Origin of the sequence: Streptomyces sp. NPDC001351 (genome assembly GCF_042896045.1) — a bacterium.
Lineage (GTDB): Bacteria > Actinomycetota > Actinomycetes > Streptomycetales > Streptomycetaceae > Streptomyces.
Window position 1 is genome coordinate 203,058 of record NZ_JBIAWS010000014.1, and the last position, 15,666, is coordinate 218,723.

The following is a 15,666-nucleotide window of genomic DNA, read 5'->3' on the forward strand; positions in this document are numbered from 1 at the left end:
CGTGCCGGCTCACCGGGGCAGGGCTGAAGGGCCCCGCCCTTCGCAGACTTGGTCCCGGTCGGCCCCCCGACTCCCGCTGTCCGGCCCATGCCACGACACGCGCCCGGCTGTCACCTTGCTCGAAGTGACGACGAGGAGGTGCTGACCGATGCGGACGTGCAGGCGAACCAAGAGGTGGCTGTGGCGGTGGCGGGCCAACCCGCTGCGCAGGCGCGACGACGTGCACGAGGCCTGGCTCGTGCTGGCCCTCTGGACGCTCGTGGCGGTGGGCGGAACGCTCGCCGGTGTGCTGACGGCCCGGGCCGCCGACGACGTCTTCATGCAGCAGCGCGCCGAGCGCACCCCCGTGACGGCCGTACTCCTCACGGACACGCCCCCCGCGGAGGCGAAGATCTACCGCGCGTTTGCTCAGGTCCGCTGGACCGGAAAGGACGGATCCGCCCGCACCGGCAGGACACTGGTGAACGGCGGACTCAAGGCCGGATCCACGACGGTGCTCTGGACCGACACGCAGGGCAACCTCACCACCCGCCCGCCGAGCCGCACCGATGCGGCGGTCGAAGCGGGCCTCCTGGGATCCACGTCGGCGCTCGCCGTCACCGGCCTCGCGTTCGCACTCACAGGCGCCGCACGCTACTGGCTGGACCGGCGGCGCATCGACGAGTGGGGCAGGGAGTGGGACCAGGTCGGCCCGCGGTGGGGGCACAAGACGGGCTGACCGTTCGGGGGTGGCCAGGATCCAGGGCCAGAGCGCGCTCCCGGGCGCCCGGCAGTGGGTCGACGGCGATGATCGGCGCGGCGCCGACCAGGCGGTGCCCCCGTAGCGATCGGGCCGGGCGTCGGTGACATTCAGGTGTTCGCATGTCGGGCCGGCTCGATACGCAGCAGCAGGAGGGCGGTGTCGTCGGTGCGGGCGCCGGATGGCTGGGCCCGGTTGGTCAGCGTGTCAGCGATGTTCTCGAGTTGGTGGCCGGCCTGAGAGAGGGTCCTGATCAAGGTGATGAGTTTGCTGTCGTAGTGGGTGCCGGGGGCTTCGACGATCCGTCGGTGTAGAACGCGAGGACGGCGCCGGGGCAGGACAGTCTCGGCGGTGGGATAGGTGGCTGTGGGGTCGGCGCCGACAGGACCGGCTACACCAACTGGCTCTGGACTTGCGCACGCTGACATACCGTCGCCTCAGTATGGCTCCGGACGTCGGCAACATCGCTGATGAGGGGCCCGCCCCGGTCTATGGGACGTTGACACGCGCTCTGCCCAGCGCATCCTCGAGGCCCTTGCGGCCCGGCACCGGCTCCGTCAACGGCCGCTGCCATGCCATGAGTTGGCCGTGAGTCGCCCAGGACCCGGCCCGGCAAGGCGGCGCGTCATGAGCAGGGTCATAGACCAGTTGACCATCGCCTCGGCGCTGGTGCTACAGCGTCCGTAGGGTTTGCGCAACTGCGCATTTGCGACCGCCGGGAGGCGGGACGAGAATGTTCTTACAAGGCGGAACGGCCGGGACAAACATTGATGCCGACGCCATCGGATGTGTACAGGGACCGAGACCTTCAGACCTCGACGGTCACTGGCAGTCACCGTCACCGCGAAGGCAGCGTCGTCGCGAAGAAGATTCGAACAGTGCAGGTGCTCAGCCGGTGGTGTCGGCCGGGGCGACGGGTGAGCTGTCCAGCTGGGCCGGCAGGTCGGAAGGAGTCTGCGCATGCGGATCGCCGTGGACCTGAATCGATGCCAGGGATACGCACAATGCGTGTATCTGGCGCACGAGGTCTTCAGGTTGAATGGTCAAGAAGCCCTCACGTATGAGCCAAACCCCGATGACGAGCGGCGCCTACAGGTTGAGCGAGCCGCTGCGGCGTGCCCGGTTCAGGCGATCGTCGTCGACCGTTTGGACGGCGCGGAGCGGGGCGAGACGTCATGACCTTGCGGGCAACGGTCACAGAGCTGGTGCGCGAGTTCAGGGCCAGCGGCCGGATTGTCATCGTGGGTGCCTCTCTGGCCGGGCTTCGGGCTGCGGAGACCCTGCGCGAGGAGGGCTTCACCGGTTCTTTGACCATCATCGGGGACGAGCCGTACGAGCCCTACGACCGTCCCCCGCTGTCCAAACAAGTGCTCAAAGGCTGGGTGCCGGCCGACCACACCAAGCTGCCCCGCATGCGAGAAGTGGATGCGGACTGGCGGCTCGGGGTGGCCGCCACCGGGCTGGACCGGGTCACCAAGCAGGTGCGCCTGGCCGACGGTGAGCAGGTCCCCTACGACCGGTTGCTGATCGCCACGGGCACTCGCGCACGCCAGTGGCCGAACCCGGTCGAGGCCGCCCTGGACGGGGTCCACACGATTCGCTCGCGTGATGATGCCGCGCAGCTCCAGAAGGCGTTGGCCGAGTCGCCGTCGCGGGTCCTGGTCATCGGCGCCGGGTTCATCGGCTCGGAAGTGGCTTCTGTCTGCCGGGAGCTCGACGTCCCGGTGACCGTCGTCGAGCGGGGTTCGGCGCCGCTGGTCGGCGCGCTCGGCGGAGTGATCGGTGAGATCGCCGCGCAGATGCAGCGTGATCACGGGGTGGACCTGCGTTGTGGGCTGGGCGTGTCATCACTGGAGGGCGACTCCGACGGTCACGTGCGGCGCGCTCAGCTTTCGGACGGCGCCACCGTCGACGCCGATGTGGTGGTGGCCTCGCTGGGGTCGATCCGCAACGTGGAATGGCTGGAGGGCTCCGGGCTCGCGGCCGGTTTCTGGGGCGTCGGATGCGACGCCGGTGGTCGTGCCTTCGACATCAACGGCGTGGTCACCGACAGCATCTACGTGGCAGGGGACGTGGCTCGTGCGCCGCATGTGCTGTACGAGTACCAGTTTCTTGCGATGGAGCACTGGGACAACGCCGTTTTCGGCGCAGAGGTCGCGGCGCACAACATGGTGAACCTCGAGCCCCACTATCACCCGCATCTCTTGCTGCCCGGCTTCTGGTCCGGTCAGTTCGGCGTCAATATCAAGTCCGTCGGCGTGCCGCCTTTCAGTGACGAGATCGTCTTCACACAGGGATCCGTCGCGGAGCGCCGTTTCGCCGCCGCCTACGGTCACCGGGGCCGCATTGTCGCAGCCGTCACCTTCGATCACGGCAAGTGGCTGGAGTACTACGGGGAGCTGATCGAGCGATCGGCTCCGTTCCCGCCTCCGCCGCCAGGCTGGGACGAGCCGTCCGACATGAAGCCGATGCCGGCTGAGTTCCCGGACCCAAGGGTGCCGACGGCGATCCCCGACGTCGCCCTCACCGGCCATGCTCCGAGCGAGCGGACGGCCGAGTTCCGGCCGCGGCGTCACTGACGCGCCAGCCGGGTCGGGCGTGTAGGTGGACAGCATCGACAGGAAGAAGGAGGGGAGCCTCGTGGTCGAGGAAACCCCCTGGCAGCAGGCCCTCCGCTACGCCAACCGCGCCAACCCGTACCCCTTCTACGAGGAACTGCGCAAGACACCGGTGGCGCGGCAGCCGGACGGGACCTATGTCGTCAGCACCTACCGGGAGATCGTCGCGCTGCTGCATGATCCCCGGGTCAGTTCGGACCCACGGAAATGTCCCGCCCCGGCCGGGGCCCAGGCAGAGAGCTCGGCGGAGCCGATCAGGGAAGTGCTGACCGAACCGAACATCATCACCTGCGATCCACCCGAGCACGATCGGGATCGCCGGATGATGATGCCGCACTTCGCCGGCCCGCCTCCTTCCCCTCACTTGATCTCCGACCTGGAGCCCGAGATCCGCCGCATCGTCGACGGACTCCTCGACGACATGAAGGGCAAGAACCGGATCGATGCCGTCGATGACTTCGCCTACCCCCTGCCGGTGACGGTGATCTGCAAGGTTCTGGGCGTGCCGCTGGAGGACGAGTCACGTTTCCACGACTGGATCGAGACGGCCCTGGACGCTTTGGATTTCGGCCCCGAAGCCGCATCCGACGAGATCCGGAGCCTGCAGGCCGGGGGCCGGCAGGCCGTGCAGGAGTTCGGGCAGTTCGCAACTGAGCTGCTCGACCGGTACGCCCAGCAGCCCGGCCCGGGCATGCTCTCAGCGATGGTGAACGAGGACGGCCCGGAGGGACGGATGTCCAAGGGCGTGCTCGCGAGCAACGCCCTGCTTCTGATCTTCGCGGGGCACGAAACCACGGTGAACCTCATCGCCCACAGCGTCCTCACCCTGCTACGGCACCCGGACGCGCTCGAGCAGCTGCGCCGCCGGCCTGAACTGATCGTGCCCGGAGTGGAGGAACTGCTGCGCTTCGAGTCGTCGGTGCAGTTCTGGCACACCCGCTCCGCCGTGGAAGACATCGACATCGCGGGCACCACCATCCCGAAGGGGGCGCCGATCTTCCTGGCGTACGGCTCGGCGAACCGCGACCCGGAGCAGTTCACCGACCCCGACGAACTCGACCTCGAGCGCCGCGACAACCAGCACCTCGGATTCAGCCAGGGCATCCACTTCTGCTTCGGCGCTCCGCTCGCCCGGCTCGAGGTCCAGATCGCGGTCGGCGAGTTCGTCCGCCGGGTGGGGGACCCCCGGCTCGTCGAGGACCCGCCGCCATACCGGCACAACCAGATCTTCCGCGGCCCGCGCCACCTCCTGGTCGACATCGACGGGATCCGCGACTGACCCAGTGTGCGCAAAGGATCGACATGCGAGCTTTTCAACTCGTCGGTTGGCGGCAACCGCCCGAGGTGCGCGAGGTGCCGGTGCCCGAACCCGGGCCGGGGCAGATACTGGTGAAGGTCGGGGGTGCCGGTGCATGCCACTCCGATCTGCACATCATGGAGGCACCCGCACCGCTGCCCGGTTTCACGGGTCTGCCCTTCACGCTCGGCCATGAGAACGCGGGATGGGTGGAACAACTGGGGGCGGGTGTCACCGGGTTCGTGCCCGGGGACCCCGTGATCGTCTATGGCCCCTGGGGCTGTGGCATCTGTGCCAACTGCCGTCAGGGTCAGGAAAACTACTGCCAGAACCTCGGTGGTCAGGGCCCGGGTCTGGGAGGTGGTCACGACGGCGGCATGGCCGAGTACCTGCTGGTCCCTGCGGCGCGATACCTGATTGCGCTGGGCACCCTCGACCCCCGCCGGGCCGCCCCGCTCAGCGACGCGGGACTGACCAGCTATCACGCCGTCAAACGGTCGCTGCACCTGCTGGGACCGGGGTCGACCGCGGTCGTGATCGGGGCCGGCGGTCTGGGCCAGATGACCATCCAGATTCTGCGCGCGCTCAGCTCGGCGACCACCGTCGTCGCCGTGGACACCGACGCCGGCAAGCTGGAAACCGCCAAGCGCATGGGCGCCGACGAGGCACTGCTCTCGGGCGACGAAACGATCACGCGCATCAAGGAGATGACGGCGCAGCAGGGCGCTCAGCTCGTGCTGGACATGGTGGGCGTGGACCCGACGCTGCAGATGGCTGCTCAGGTGGCCGGGATGCTCGGCCACCTGACCATCGTCGGCCTCGGCGGCGGCGCCCTCCCCGTCAACTTCTCCAGCCCGCCGCACGAGTGCTCGGTCGCCTCGCCCTATTGGGGCTCCCTCCCCGAACTGATGGAAGTGATCGCCCTCGCCCAGCAGGAAAAGATCAAGATGCTGGTCGAGTACTTCCCTTTGGAACGCGCCAACGAGGCCTACCAGCTCCTGCACGACGGCAAGATCCAAGGACGCGCCGTCATCACCCCCCACACATGACCCGCTGTTCGCGGGCGTGGGCCCGGCGCAGTTCCTGGTCCAGCTCCTCCGTGACTGGCCGGTCCGGACGCCCGTGATCAGTGCTGGGGATGCGGTCGGTGGAACAGGGGCCGCCGCTGTGCAGCAGTGCGGCCGGGAGCGAGACGGCCGACTTCGACGCGCATCCTGATGGCCTGGAACACTTCGACCACGCCGAGGACCACGGCCATGACACCCACCGTCAGGGTGAGTGCGGCGATCGAGGTGAACGGCGAGACGATCAGCACGATGCCCGCCAGAGTGCTGATGATCCCGTAGAACAGCTGCCAGCCGCGTGCCGGCATGTCCTCGGCAGCGGCCGCCGCTGCCGTCACCATGATGCCGCGCAGCAGCCAGCTGAAGCCGATCCACAGGGCGAGCAGGAAGATCGACTCCAGAGTGCCCCGGAAACAGATCAGCCCCAGCAGGACGGAGAACGCACCCGTGAGGAAGTGCAGCACCCGAAGGTGCCCGGGGACGTGCGTGCCGAAGGCGGCGGCCAACTGGAAGACGCCGGTGACCAGCAGGTAGATGCCGAAGAGTACGCCGACGACCCGCAGCGTCTCTTGCGGCCAGGCGAAGACCACGACGCCCAGGGCGATCGTGGCCAGGCCCGTGGTGAGCAGGATCTGCCAGCCCATGTTCGCCAAGGCGCCCAGGCCTTCGGTCAACGGGGCGTCTTGTGGCTCGGTGCCGCGCGAAGGGCCGGTGCCCGGGGAATCAGAGGGATGAGTCATGCCACTGCCTCCTCCTGGAACAGCAGGACCAAGCCGTACACCTCCATCGTCACCCACCCGGCCCTGTTTCACCTGGCGGCGGCCTTCCGCAAGCCCGGTCAGGAACGGAGGCGGTGCTCCGACGGAAGACCGAACCCGGGATGACCGTCTTCGACACCCGGCTCGGACTGACAGTCCTCGACGCGATCGGTTCCGCCGGGCCGCTCGACGCGCACCGCGTCGTTGACGATCTCCACCGCAGGACGACGGACACCGAAAACGGCTACGCGGCCCGTGAGAACGTGGCGCATCCTCTGTTCACCGAGATCGCCCCGGACCGGCAAGTGCACGACTGTCGCGCGCTGGTGCGCGCCTGCTCCCTCGGCGCTGGGATCCTCCCGGACGAGCTGCGAACAGAACTGACGGCGGCTCTGCGCGCTGGCGACAGCGTGATCCGGGAAAGCCTCGCACCTTCCTCCGACGCCGAAGGAGCTGGCTGACGGCAGACCAGCCGTCTGCGCTTGCTAGGGGGCTGTAAGGGACCTGGCCCACTGCGCACGAGGGCGGACCGATGCTGAGAGGGATCTGATCAATTCGACCCGTGGCGAGCACCAGAAGTGATCCCGGTCTCGGCCGCGCACTTCTTTCTCGGGCGCGCACGGGCCTATGGGGCCCGGTCGTGGCGAAGGGCCCCCGGCGCCCTGCTGCCGGGGGCTTTCGTCGTACGTGTGGCTCAGACGGTGGTGACGACCTGCTCGTACTCCAGGCGCGGGGAGCGCGGGAACCAGGCGTCCTCGCCCGGCTTGCCGATGTTGACGACCATCAGCGGGGTGTGGTCGTCGTCCAGGAACTCCTTCTGGACGCCCGCGAAGTCGAGGCCGGTCATCGGGCCGGCGGCGAGACCGGCGGCGCGGACACCGATGATGAAGTACGCGGCCTGCAGCGCGGCGTTCAGGCCGGCGGACCCCTCGCGGGCCTGGCGCTCGGAGAAGAAGACGTCCTTGGCGGCCGGGAAGTGCGGGAAGAGGGTCGGCAGCTCCTCGTGGAACTCGTTGTCCGCGGAGAGGATCGCGACCAGCGGGGCGGTGGCGGTCTTGGGCTGGTTGCCCTCGGCCATGTGCTTCACCAGGCGCTCACGGGCCTCGGCGGAGCGGACCAGGGTGATGCGCAGCGGGGTCTGGTTGAGGGAGGTCGGGCCGTACTTGATCAGGTCGTAGATCGCCTGGATCTGCTCGTCGGTCACCGGCTCGTCGGTGAAGGTGTTCGCGGTGCGGGCCTCGCGGGGCTGTGCGAACTCCCAGCCCAGAGGCCTCGCTCTCCCCACTGTTCCAGGGACTTTTCAGGGACTTTCAGCGCTGCCCGAGGGACTTCCGAGGGACTTTCCGCCGCCTAACGCGCAAGCCCCCGAAAGATCGGAAAGGATCTCCGAGCAGGCCGGAGGCCCTTTCCGAGGCAAAGCCGCAGGTAGCGGCAGACACGTCGGGCCATACGCCGGGTATTCCTGAGCACCCTTGTGACCTGCGCTTTTGCGAGCCGTATCGGTTGTGACCTGCTAGGACGGGTTGCAGAGGCGATCGGAGGCAGTCAGAGGAAACCGCTCTGATTCGACCCGGGTTCGACCCGAGCTGCTCGGAGCCAGCCAGAGGCAATCGCCCTCTGCTTGGCCCCGAATCAGCCGAGGTCAGGACCGTGTCGAACCGGTGAGGATTCCTCTGGCGGCCCTCCGAGTAGTTCTCGGTCGAGCCGCGATGGGGACGCCTGCCTCTGATGCGGGGCCAGGCATACGAAGGCCTCCAGGACGGCAATCCTGGAGGCTTCGCTTGGCACCGATTGGAGGTCGGTTCCGGACACCACCCGTGGTTTTAGCGGGCCCGGGTGGCGTCCACGTCCTTGCGAGACGACCCCACGGTGCCACACCACACCCACCAGGCAGACTCACCCCGACGACCCATTCACCCGAGCGAGCGACTGGGGCTTCACCGGCTGTCTCCGGCTGCGGCTGACCTGGTTCTGCTCGGAGACCTCACCGGCCGCTACGCGGCGGGAAGTTACAGCAGGCTCGGCTCCGACCGCCGGAGCGTGGTCCTGCGCGCTGACCGTCAGGGCGCGGCCGAGCACGGTCACCGGATCACCTCGGCCATCGCCTGCCACGTGGCCCGTGCCGGCGGCAGCGTCGACCAGCTCACGCAGCTCCTGCTGCACCCCGACCACGAAGGCGGACGGCACACCCGGCACATCGCGCTGCGATCCGGGCAGTCGCGCGCCCTGGACTACATCCGCCGGGTGTGGGCCAGCGCCTCGGACGCGATCAGCAGCACCAGGGCGCTGGGCTCCCGGCACGAGGCGTACGAGGTCCTCGCCGCACTGCGCGACCGGATCGAGACGACACCGTGGCGCGGGGAGCGTGGCCGGACCGCGCTGCGGGTGCTGCGGGCGCACCTGAACTTCGCCGAGATCGCGGGCGGCCCCCTGCACCACGCCAGTGAGCGGCAGACCGCGGAGGAAGCCGGGGTCTCCCGCACGACCCTGCGCGTCGTCTACGAGACGGTCCTGCGGCCGCGTGGCTGGCTGCGGCGCCTGCGGGTCGGCCATGGCCGGGAGGGCTCCACCTGGTACCTGGGCGACGGCAAGATCCCCGGTCACGGTGGCCCGGCTCTGCTGTCTCGCTTCCGGTCCACTCAGTTCCCCCCCGACCCGGCACTTGGGGAGTGGACCACCCCTGAGACGGCCACGACGGCCGACATCGACTCCACCGTCCTCGGCCATCTCATGGGCCACGACGCCTTCGCCCACCACGCCCTGGGCAGCGCCGCCCTCGTGATCATCAGCGCCCTGCACCAGCACCCCCACCAGACCGCTGCCGAACTCGTCGGTACGTCCTCGGTCTCCCGCGCCACGACCTACCGGACCCTAAAGCGCCTCGCCGACCACGGCCTCGTCCAGCACACCGGGGAGACCTGGGCCCTCGCGCCACGTGCTCTGGAGGGCTTCGGTATCCGGCTCCCGGACGACGCTGGCAACGGCCACACGCTGGCACAGGGCTGGGCCGACATCGCCGAGCAACACGGCACCTGGGGCATCGCAGCCCAGCGCAAGGCACTGCACGCGGCCGAGCGTGCGGCCTACCAACAGGCACTGGACCGGTTTGCGGAGCACCGCTGCAGGGCCGTGGTGATCGTCCGCGACGGCCGTCAAGTCCTGGTCCCCATGCCGCGCCCCGATGAGATCCCGCCCGCGTGGCACGCCCCGCACGGGCGCGTCCTCGACCCGCTCACCGGCCGTCCGGCCGCCGACTGGCGGGTCGCCACCGACGGCCGACTGATCCTCATCACCCCATCCGACCAGCGCAGTTACGACGAGCTGGCCACCGCCCATGCCGAAGCCCTCAGCGAATGGGAGTCCGCCGCATGAACCCAGAGCCCCCAGTCACCTCCGACGCGAGCGAGGCGGTGACGCCCGAGTCCCTGCGCACGCAGTACGAGTCCGGCGCCACGGTCGCCGAACTCGTCGCCACCAGTGGGCTGTCGTACGGCACGGTCCTCAACCGGCTGCACGACGCCGGGACCGAGATGCGCACGTCGTGGCAAACCCGCCGAATGCGGCAAAACCCCCAAGCCCGCCGCCGCCTCGCCGCCCGCCTGCGCACCCTGTACGAGCAGCACGGCGCAACCCTCACCGAACTCGCCGCAGCCGCAGGAGAGACGAGGCGCGGTGCCCGGCGCCTCCTGCTCGAAGCCGGCGGCACCGTGCGCACCACCCAGCAGACCCTGCGGATGCGCGCCGCAGCACGGGCCGCCGAACGGCACAAGGTCGCGCTGTCCCTGCGGGCCCGGTACGAGGCCGGAGCCACGGTCCCGGACCTCGCCAGGGAGCACAGCTACTCCGTCGCCACCGTCTACCGGCTCCTGCACCAGGCAGGCACCCGCATGCGGCCCCAGCACGCCCACGCACCCGCCCACGACGCGAGGAAGAGGCCATGAGCCATCACATCCTCGTTGATATTCCCCACCCTGCCTGGCAGATCAAGAAGGCGGCCGTGCGCCATTCCGGCCACCACAGGGCAGCACGGGCACCCCCGTCGCCGGCCCGCTCGCCAACGCACGTACCAAACAACACCCCTTCCCGTTTCAGGAGATCAAGCACACGTGAACGAGAACACCCGTCACAAGACCCTGGCCGCAGCCACAGACCACGTCTGGGACGCCTTCGTCATCGTCGTCGGCATGCTCAAGGGCGGCACCGGCAAGACCACCTCGGCCTGGTTCATCGCCCTCTACTACGCCGTCGTCCTCGGCCTGCCCACGTTGCTGCTGGACGCCGACGCGACCAGTCAGTCCGCCTACGACTGGTTCAAGGTCGCCCAGGCCGCCGGCTTCGAGATTCCCGAGAACCTGGTGGTCGAGCGGTACCCGTTCGACGACATCGCCGAGTACATCCGTGCCAAGCGCGCCGAGTTCGGCGCGATCGTGGTCGACGCCGGCGGCGGCAGCGCCCGCATCTTCCACGAGGCTGTTACCGAGGCGAACCTGCTGCTCGTGCCGGTCGCCCCCACCAAGATCGAGCGCCGCAAGCTCGTGGCCACCTTCGACGAGGCCGAGCGCGCCGCCGCACGCAACGAGCACGGCGTCACCGCCCACGTCGTCATGGTCAAGGCCGACGACCGCACCAGCCTGCCCGGCCGGGCCAAGGACCAGCTCCTCGACCCCGCCGAGGGCGAGGGCATCGGCCCGGACCGCGACGAGGCGTTCCCGCTCGCCGAGACCACCATCCATTCCTGGGTGCACTACATGGAGGCCTTCGGCGAGATCCCGACCGAGCTGAGCGAGTACGCCGAGCTGATGAAGGAGCTGACGGCATGACCGAGCGTATGAAGCCCCCGGCCCGCCGCACCGGTCGCACCCTGGGCGGGGCCAAGAAGGCGACCCCGCCGCCCCCTCCCCCGGCCGCCGAGCTCACCCCCGAGAAGTTCGCTGCTGAGGAAGCCGTCGCCCAGGGGAAAGGCCAGCCCGTGGCCAGCACGCCCCGGGTTCCGCCCGCTCCATCCAACGCTCCTATCGAGACGTCAGCGCAGGAGGGGACCGAGACGGTGTCCGATGTGGCACAGAGCGTTGCCTCGGTGACCGCGGCTGCAGTTCCAAGCGACTTGGCGCCGGAATCTGCCCCTAGTCAGCCGGCCCACTCAGTCGTCACCTCCCGGGAAGGCATGGAATCCGCAGGTGAGCCAGTAGAGCGACAGGTGCCGCCTGCGGTTTCGGCCACCGAGTCCGCAGCACCCACAGTCCAGGCACGGCAGCCGACAGAACCTGCTGTGCAGCATGGTCCGTCTCCCGTCACGTCTGCGGCTGCTGGCGCGACTCCGGCCGCAGAGGTGGCAGTTCGCCCTATCGTCCCTCCGGTCGTAGCCAGTACCGCGTTCCCGGTAAGGATCGAGGGGCCGGGGTCGCAACCGGAACAGGACAATCGATCGCAGGAGGCTCCCAGCGAGGGGACGCCGCATGCGCACGGACCCGGCCGTCCCAAGGACATTCCCGAGGTCGCGGTCGTACTCAACCAGCGCATCATCCACCGCGAGAGCCTCGACTCGTCCGTGCCGGCCGCTCTGAAGCTCAAGCGAAGGATCAAGCGCTTCGCGCTGGACAACGAACTCGACCATCTACCGATCGGCGACATCGTCGCCGTCGCCATGGATGAGTGGCTCACCACGCGCGGCTTCTGACCGTCCAGCGCTTCGCCCAGTAGGGCGCAGGGTGGCCGCAGACGCGAGTCTGCGGCCACCCTGACGACTATTCCACTAGCCCAATAGTCGACTAGCCGGATCTCTATTCGCCTAGTCACAGCACCCGGAGCGCCCGTGCCCGACCACACCCACCACATCCGCCTGCTACGCGACCTCGCCGACGCCCTCGAAGCCCAGTCCGACCCCGCCGACGCCCCCTTCACCCCGCACCCCGACACTCAACTCATCATCGCTGCACGTCACACCAGCCGAGGGCAGCTCAACTACGCCGTACCCAACGCCCTCCAGCTCCAGAGTCGCATCCGCCGCTTCAACGCGGACACCGGCATCGCCCACGGCGACCTCGTCGCCATCGCCCTCGACACCTTCCTCCGCGCCAAGGGCTACCCACCGCAACTGGGGTTGGTTCGCAGGACATAGGCTGAGGTTCTTGATGTGCCAGGACGACGGCACTGCCCGTGGCAACTCCCGGGGGCTGCTGCAGGTTCGGGTGGCAACCTGTCACCCGAACCTGCAGCAGCCCCTGCCACTTTCGCCCCGCGTTGCTGGCAGAGGCCGAGTACACCAGTGGCAGTCGAGCGCGGTCTGTGTAAATCGCCCCTGATTTCGCGGTGCGAATCCGAGAGGGAAGATTCTCCTTCTGCCACGGCAGCTGTAAGTCTTGATCGTTGAGGCGTCCGTGCAGGTCAGGGTCGGGGTGGCCGCGGACACGGGAACGGCCACCGTGATCATTGACGTGTGTGAAGACGATCAAAAACCAGGTGGCCGTGGAGGCTACGATAGCCGAGCGGGTCTGGACGGCGGCGTTCGGGTCGCTGATGGCGGCGGTGGCCGTCTGCTTCCCGCGCCGGGACTCGCGGATGCTGGGCCGGGCGATGACGCAGGGCATGCTGATGGAGCTGGAACGGCGCAACTGCTGGACCCTCGCCGAGGCCCTCGGGCACGACGGGCCGCACCGCCTCAAGCATTCCCTCTCGCGCGGCGCCTGGAACCATGACCTGGCCCGCGACCGTCTCGCCGCCTGGGCCGCGGCCGAACTCGCCGACAGCGAAGCCGTGTTGATCGTCGACGAGACGGGTGACGAGAAGTCCTCCACCGACTGCGTGGGAGCCTCCCACCAGTACTCCGGCGCTCTTGGCGGCGTGGGTCTGTGCCAGGTCGCCGTCCATCTCACCTACGCCTCGCCGCGCGGTCACGCCCTGATCGACCGCGAGCTCTACCTGCCCGCGGCCTGGGCCGAGGACGAGGAGCGCAGGCTGCTGCGGCACGTGCCCGACGAGGTCACCTTCGCCACCAAGCCCCAGTTGGCCGCCGCCATGCTGCACCGGGTTCGCGGGCTCGGCCTTCTGGCCCGCTGGTTCACCGGCGACGAGGTCTACGGCAGCCTGGAACTGCGCCGAACGGCCCGTACACTGGGCTTCGATTACGCCCTGGCGGTCAGGGCCGACCATCGCGTGAGCACTGCCGCGAGCCGCTTCAGCGCCGCTGAGCTGGCGGCGAAGGTGCCGGCCGGGGCCTGGATGCGACGACGTACGGGCAACGGCACCAAGGGCGACCGCCACTACGACTGGGCCCTGATCGATGTCCTGGCCGACGACACCCCCGCAGGCCGGGACGAAGCCGGACACGCGTTCCTCGTCGTGCGCCGCCACCGATACACCCGCGCACTGTCCTTCTACCGCTGCCACTCCACCACCCCCGTCAGTCTCACCGTCCTCGTGAACATCATCTGCACCCGCTGGAAGATCGAGGAGGATTTCCAGGGCGCGAAGGGCCTGGCAGGACTCGACCAGGGCCAGGTGACCTGCTGGACCTCCTGGATGCGCTGGAGCCTGATCAGCCTTTTCGCCGCCGCCGTCCTCGCCGTCACCCGCACCGTCGACAGAACCGAACACGGCCTTCAACTCGCCCCGGCCAGCGGCCGCGAACTCCTGGCCGTCCTGCGGATCACCGCACTCCCCACGCCCCGCCGCGACCGCGAGCACGCCCTGCACTGGTCTGCCTGGCGCCGTCACCACCGGCACCAGGCCACCGAGGCCCACCGCCGATGGAACAACATCACCGCGGCGGCGACCACATGACCGGAGCCAGACGATCAAGACTTACAGCTGCCGTGTCTGCCGCCCCGGATCCGACTGTCAACGGCCATGTCGTTCTCCCCGTAGTGTTCAGATGCCGCAATCCGGACCGTGTACGGCTTCCACGAGATGGGCTCCGTACCGTCTCCCCGAGGAGGGTGCAGAACTTTCTGGAATTACGGAGTCCCGCTGGCCAGCGTCGCGTCCCTGACCGGATCCGTCTGCGCGGCGACTCGCCACACCAGCGCCCCGAACACAGCGAACCATGCGGCCAGTACAGCCCAGCCGACGGCTCCGAGGTTGATCGCCGTCACGGTGATCAACAGGGGTGCAAACATGCGGGCGCTTGCCTGTGATCCCGTGAAAATGCCCTGATAGCGGCCGACCATGGAACGGGGGGCCAGGCTGAAGCTCAGGGTCCATGTGCCTGCGGCCAGCAGGATCTCGCCACCGACATGTGCGACGCCTCCGAGGATGACGACCGCACCGGCGAGCCAGTCCGACAAGGCCGCGGACAGCGCGAAGAGTGCACAGGCGAGGACGAGCAGGAATGCCGCGTACAGACAGGCCAGACCCGCTTGCCGGTTCGTCGTGATGCCTCGGCTCATCCTGACCTGTAGAAGCACGACCAGAATGCTTTCCATAGCCAGTGTGATACCGATGGTGGAATCCGGGGCAGTTGTGCGCAACGTCACCCACAGCGCGATGCCCGTGTCCATGAGTCCGCTGTGGACGTACAGCGCTCCGGCATAAATGGCGAAGAGCAGGAATCTGAGGTTGCTGAAATTTATCGATCCCCGTTCGCCGCGGTCATGAATCTTTCCTGATCGGCCGACCGGAGCGATTTGCGTGAGCAGAAGGACCGCGGCGGCAAACGTGAGTACGTCGACGGCGATGGTCAGCTGGAATGCGCGAAGCGTCCCGAAGCTCACCGCGATGAGTGTAAGGCAGGATCCGGCGCCCATCCCTGCATTGGTCACGGCACGGAGATAAGCCAGACTCCCCACTCGTTCTGTCGGTGAGAGGATTCGGCCGACCAACGTGTTGCGGACGGCGACAGAGCTGAACGCGCATGCTCCCACGACCGCGGAGGTCGCCAGGTAGCCGGAGAGTGACTGCACGAAGAGATAGGTCGCGGTGCCGAGCCCCTGGAGAGCGGTGAGAGCGATCAAGAGCATTCGCGGATCACGTCGATCGGCCAGCCGGCCGATGAGTACGCTCGCAACCAGCCCGGAGAGACTGGAGACGCTCGCGCCGAGGGCGACGTCACCAGCCGAGAGCCCTACGAAGCGAACGAGATAGAGCGCGATCGTGGACACCAGCAGGCCATTGCCCACAGTGTTGACCAACGTCACCCAGGCCAGCCGTCTCGTCACGAGATCCGGAGGCTGCAAAATTCGCAATCAGTCTCTCC

Annotated in this window: 15 protein-coding genes and 1 pseudogene; 12 read left to right on the plus strand and 4 right to left on the minus strand. The window is 68.4% G+C overall.

Going from position 1 to position 15,666, the window contains the following annotated elements; translation table 11 throughout:
• The first annotated feature begins 148 nt into the window (after window positions 1-148).
• Entirely contained in the window at window positions 149-718 is a 570-nt protein-coding gene (locus ACFY1U_RS39585) for a hypothetical protein (protein WP_390698879.1), read from the plus strand.
• A gap of 131 nt (window positions 719-849) precedes the next feature.
• Here ACFY1U_RS39585 and ACFY1U_RS39590 read toward each other — a convergent pair whose 3' ends face one another.
• Window positions 850-996: a hypothetical protein gene (locus ACFY1U_RS39590; protein ID WP_390698880.1), complete on the minus strand. Its 147-nt coding sequence runs from the start codon at window positions 994-996 to the stop codon at window positions 850-852.
• A gap of 703 nt (window positions 997-1,699) precedes the next feature.
• Between ACFY1U_RS39590 and ACFY1U_RS39595 the strand changes: the two genes are divergently transcribed.
• The 4 genes from ACFY1U_RS39595 (at window position 1,700) to ACFY1U_RS39610 (ending at window position 5,703) form a co-directional block, all read left to right on the plus strand.
• Complete coding sequence (locus ACFY1U_RS39595; protein ID WP_390698881.1) at window positions 1,700-1,918, plus strand: ferredoxin; 219 nt, start codon at window positions 1,700-1,702, stop codon at window positions 1,916-1,918.
• Window positions 1,915-3,318 (plus strand): NAD(P)/FAD-dependent oxidoreductase, encoded by a 1,404-nt coding sequence (locus ACFY1U_RS39600; RefSeq protein ID WP_390698882.1) that lies wholly within the window; start codon window positions 1,915-1,917, stop codon window positions 3,316-3,318. Before ACFY1U_RS39595 ends, ACFY1U_RS39600 begins: the two co-directional genes overlap by 4 nt.
• Window positions 3,319-3,379: 61 nt before the next feature.
• Window positions 3,380-4,636: a cytochrome P450 gene (locus ACFY1U_RS39605; protein WP_390698883.1), complete on the plus strand. Its 1,257-nt coding sequence runs from the start codon at window positions 3,380-3,382 to the stop codon at window positions 4,634-4,636.
• Between the two features lie 23 nt (window positions 4,637-4,659).
• Complete coding sequence (locus ACFY1U_RS39610) at window positions 4,660-5,703, plus strand: NAD(P)-dependent alcohol dehydrogenase (RefSeq protein WP_390698884.1); 1,044 nt, start codon at window positions 4,660-4,662, stop codon at window positions 5,701-5,703.
• A 77-nt stretch (window positions 5,704-5,780) separates the two neighbouring features.
• Here ACFY1U_RS39610 and ACFY1U_RS39615 read toward each other — a convergent pair whose 3' ends face one another.
• Complete coding sequence (locus ACFY1U_RS39615) at window positions 5,781-6,458, minus strand: HdeD family acid-resistance protein (protein ID WP_390698885.1); 678 nt, start codon at window positions 6,456-6,458, stop codon at window positions 5,781-5,783.
• 122 nt (window positions 6,459-6,580) lie between these two features.
• Here ACFY1U_RS39615 and ACFY1U_RS39620 point away from each other — a divergent pair.
• A pseudogene (locus tag ACFY1U_RS39620) lies at window positions 6,581-6,937 on the plus strand (hypothetical protein); the annotation flags it as partial.
• A 233-nt stretch (window positions 6,938-7,170) separates the two neighbouring features.
• Here ACFY1U_RS39620 and ACFY1U_RS39625 read toward each other — a convergent pair.
• The gene (locus ACFY1U_RS39625; RefSeq protein WP_390698886.1) at window positions 7,171-7,761 is read right to left on the minus strand and encodes a malonic semialdehyde reductase; all 591 of its coding nucleotides are present in this window, start codon (window positions 7,759-7,761) and stop codon (window positions 7,171-7,173) included.
• Between the two features lie 755 nt (window positions 7,762-8,516).
• Here ACFY1U_RS39625 and ACFY1U_RS39630 point away from each other — a divergent pair.
• From ACFY1U_RS39630 to ACFY1U_RS39655, 6 genes are all read left to right on the plus strand, one after another.
• Entirely contained in the window at window positions 8,517-9,848 is a 1,332-nt protein-coding gene (locus tag ACFY1U_RS39630; RefSeq protein WP_390698887.1) for a MarR family transcriptional regulator, read from the plus strand.
• Window positions 9,845-10,417, plus strand: coding sequence for a helix-turn-helix domain-containing protein (locus tag ACFY1U_RS39635; protein WP_390698888.1), 573 nt, complete (start codon window positions 9,845-9,847; stop codon window positions 10,415-10,417). The genes ACFY1U_RS39630 and ACFY1U_RS39635 overlap by 4 nt, the downstream gene beginning before the upstream one ends.
• Before the next feature lie 165 nt (window positions 10,418-10,582).
• Window positions 10,583-11,296, plus strand: a complete 714-nt coding sequence (locus ACFY1U_RS39640) for a ParA family protein (protein ID WP_390698889.1) — start codon at window positions 10,583-10,585, stop codon at window positions 11,294-11,296.
• A gap of 509 nt (window positions 11,297-11,805) precedes the next feature.
• The gene (locus ACFY1U_RS39645) at window positions 11,806-12,153 is read left to right on the plus strand and encodes a hypothetical protein (protein ID WP_390698890.1); all 348 of its coding nucleotides are present in this window, start codon (window positions 11,806-11,808) and stop codon (window positions 12,151-12,153) included.
• A 135-nt stretch (window positions 12,154-12,288) separates the two neighbouring features.
• Window positions 12,289-12,594 (plus strand): hypothetical protein, encoded by a 306-nt coding sequence (locus tag ACFY1U_RS39650; RefSeq protein ID WP_390698891.1) that lies wholly within the window; start codon window positions 12,289-12,291, stop codon window positions 12,592-12,594.
• 320 nt (window positions 12,595-12,914) lie between these two features.
• On the plus strand, window positions 12,915-14,255 hold the full coding sequence (locus ACFY1U_RS39655; protein ID WP_390698892.1) for an IS701 family transposase: 1,341 nt from the start codon (window positions 12,915-12,917) through the stop codon (window positions 14,253-14,255).
• Between the two features lie 173 nt (window positions 14,256-14,428).
• Here ACFY1U_RS39655 and ACFY1U_RS39660 read toward each other — a convergent pair whose 3' ends face one another.
• Window positions 14,429-15,655, minus strand: a complete 1,227-nt coding sequence (locus ACFY1U_RS39660) for an MFS transporter (RefSeq protein WP_390698893.1) — start codon at window positions 15,653-15,655, stop codon at window positions 14,429-14,431.
• Between the last annotated feature and the right edge of the window lie 11 nt (window positions 15,656-15,666).

Excerpts from the sequence above, each read along its gene's own strand:
- ACFY1U_RS39600 (WP_390698882.1), top strand. The coding sequence starts at position 1,915 with ATGACCTTGCGGGCAACGGTCACAGAGCTGGTGCGCGAGTTCAGGGCC.
- ACFY1U_RS39635 (WP_390698888.1), top strand. The coding sequence starts at position 9,845 with ATGAACCCAGAGCCCCCAGTCACCTCCGACGCGAGCGAGGCGGTGACG.
- ACFY1U_RS39585 (WP_390698879.1), top strand. The coding sequence starts at position 149 with ATGCGGACGTGCAGGCGAACCAAGAGGTGGCTGTGGCGGTGGCGGGCC.
- ACFY1U_RS39615 (WP_390698885.1), bottom strand. The coding sequence starts at position 6,458 with ATGACTCATCCCTCTGATTCCCCGGGCACCGGCCCTTCGCGCGGCACC.
- ACFY1U_RS39595 (WP_390698881.1), top strand. The coding sequence starts at position 1,700 with ATGCGGATCGCCGTGGACCTGAATCGATGCCAGGGATACGCACAATGC.
- ACFY1U_RS39610 (WP_390698884.1), top strand. The coding sequence starts at position 4,660 with ATGCGAGCTTTTCAACTCGTCGGTTGGCGGCAACCGCCCGAGGTGCGC.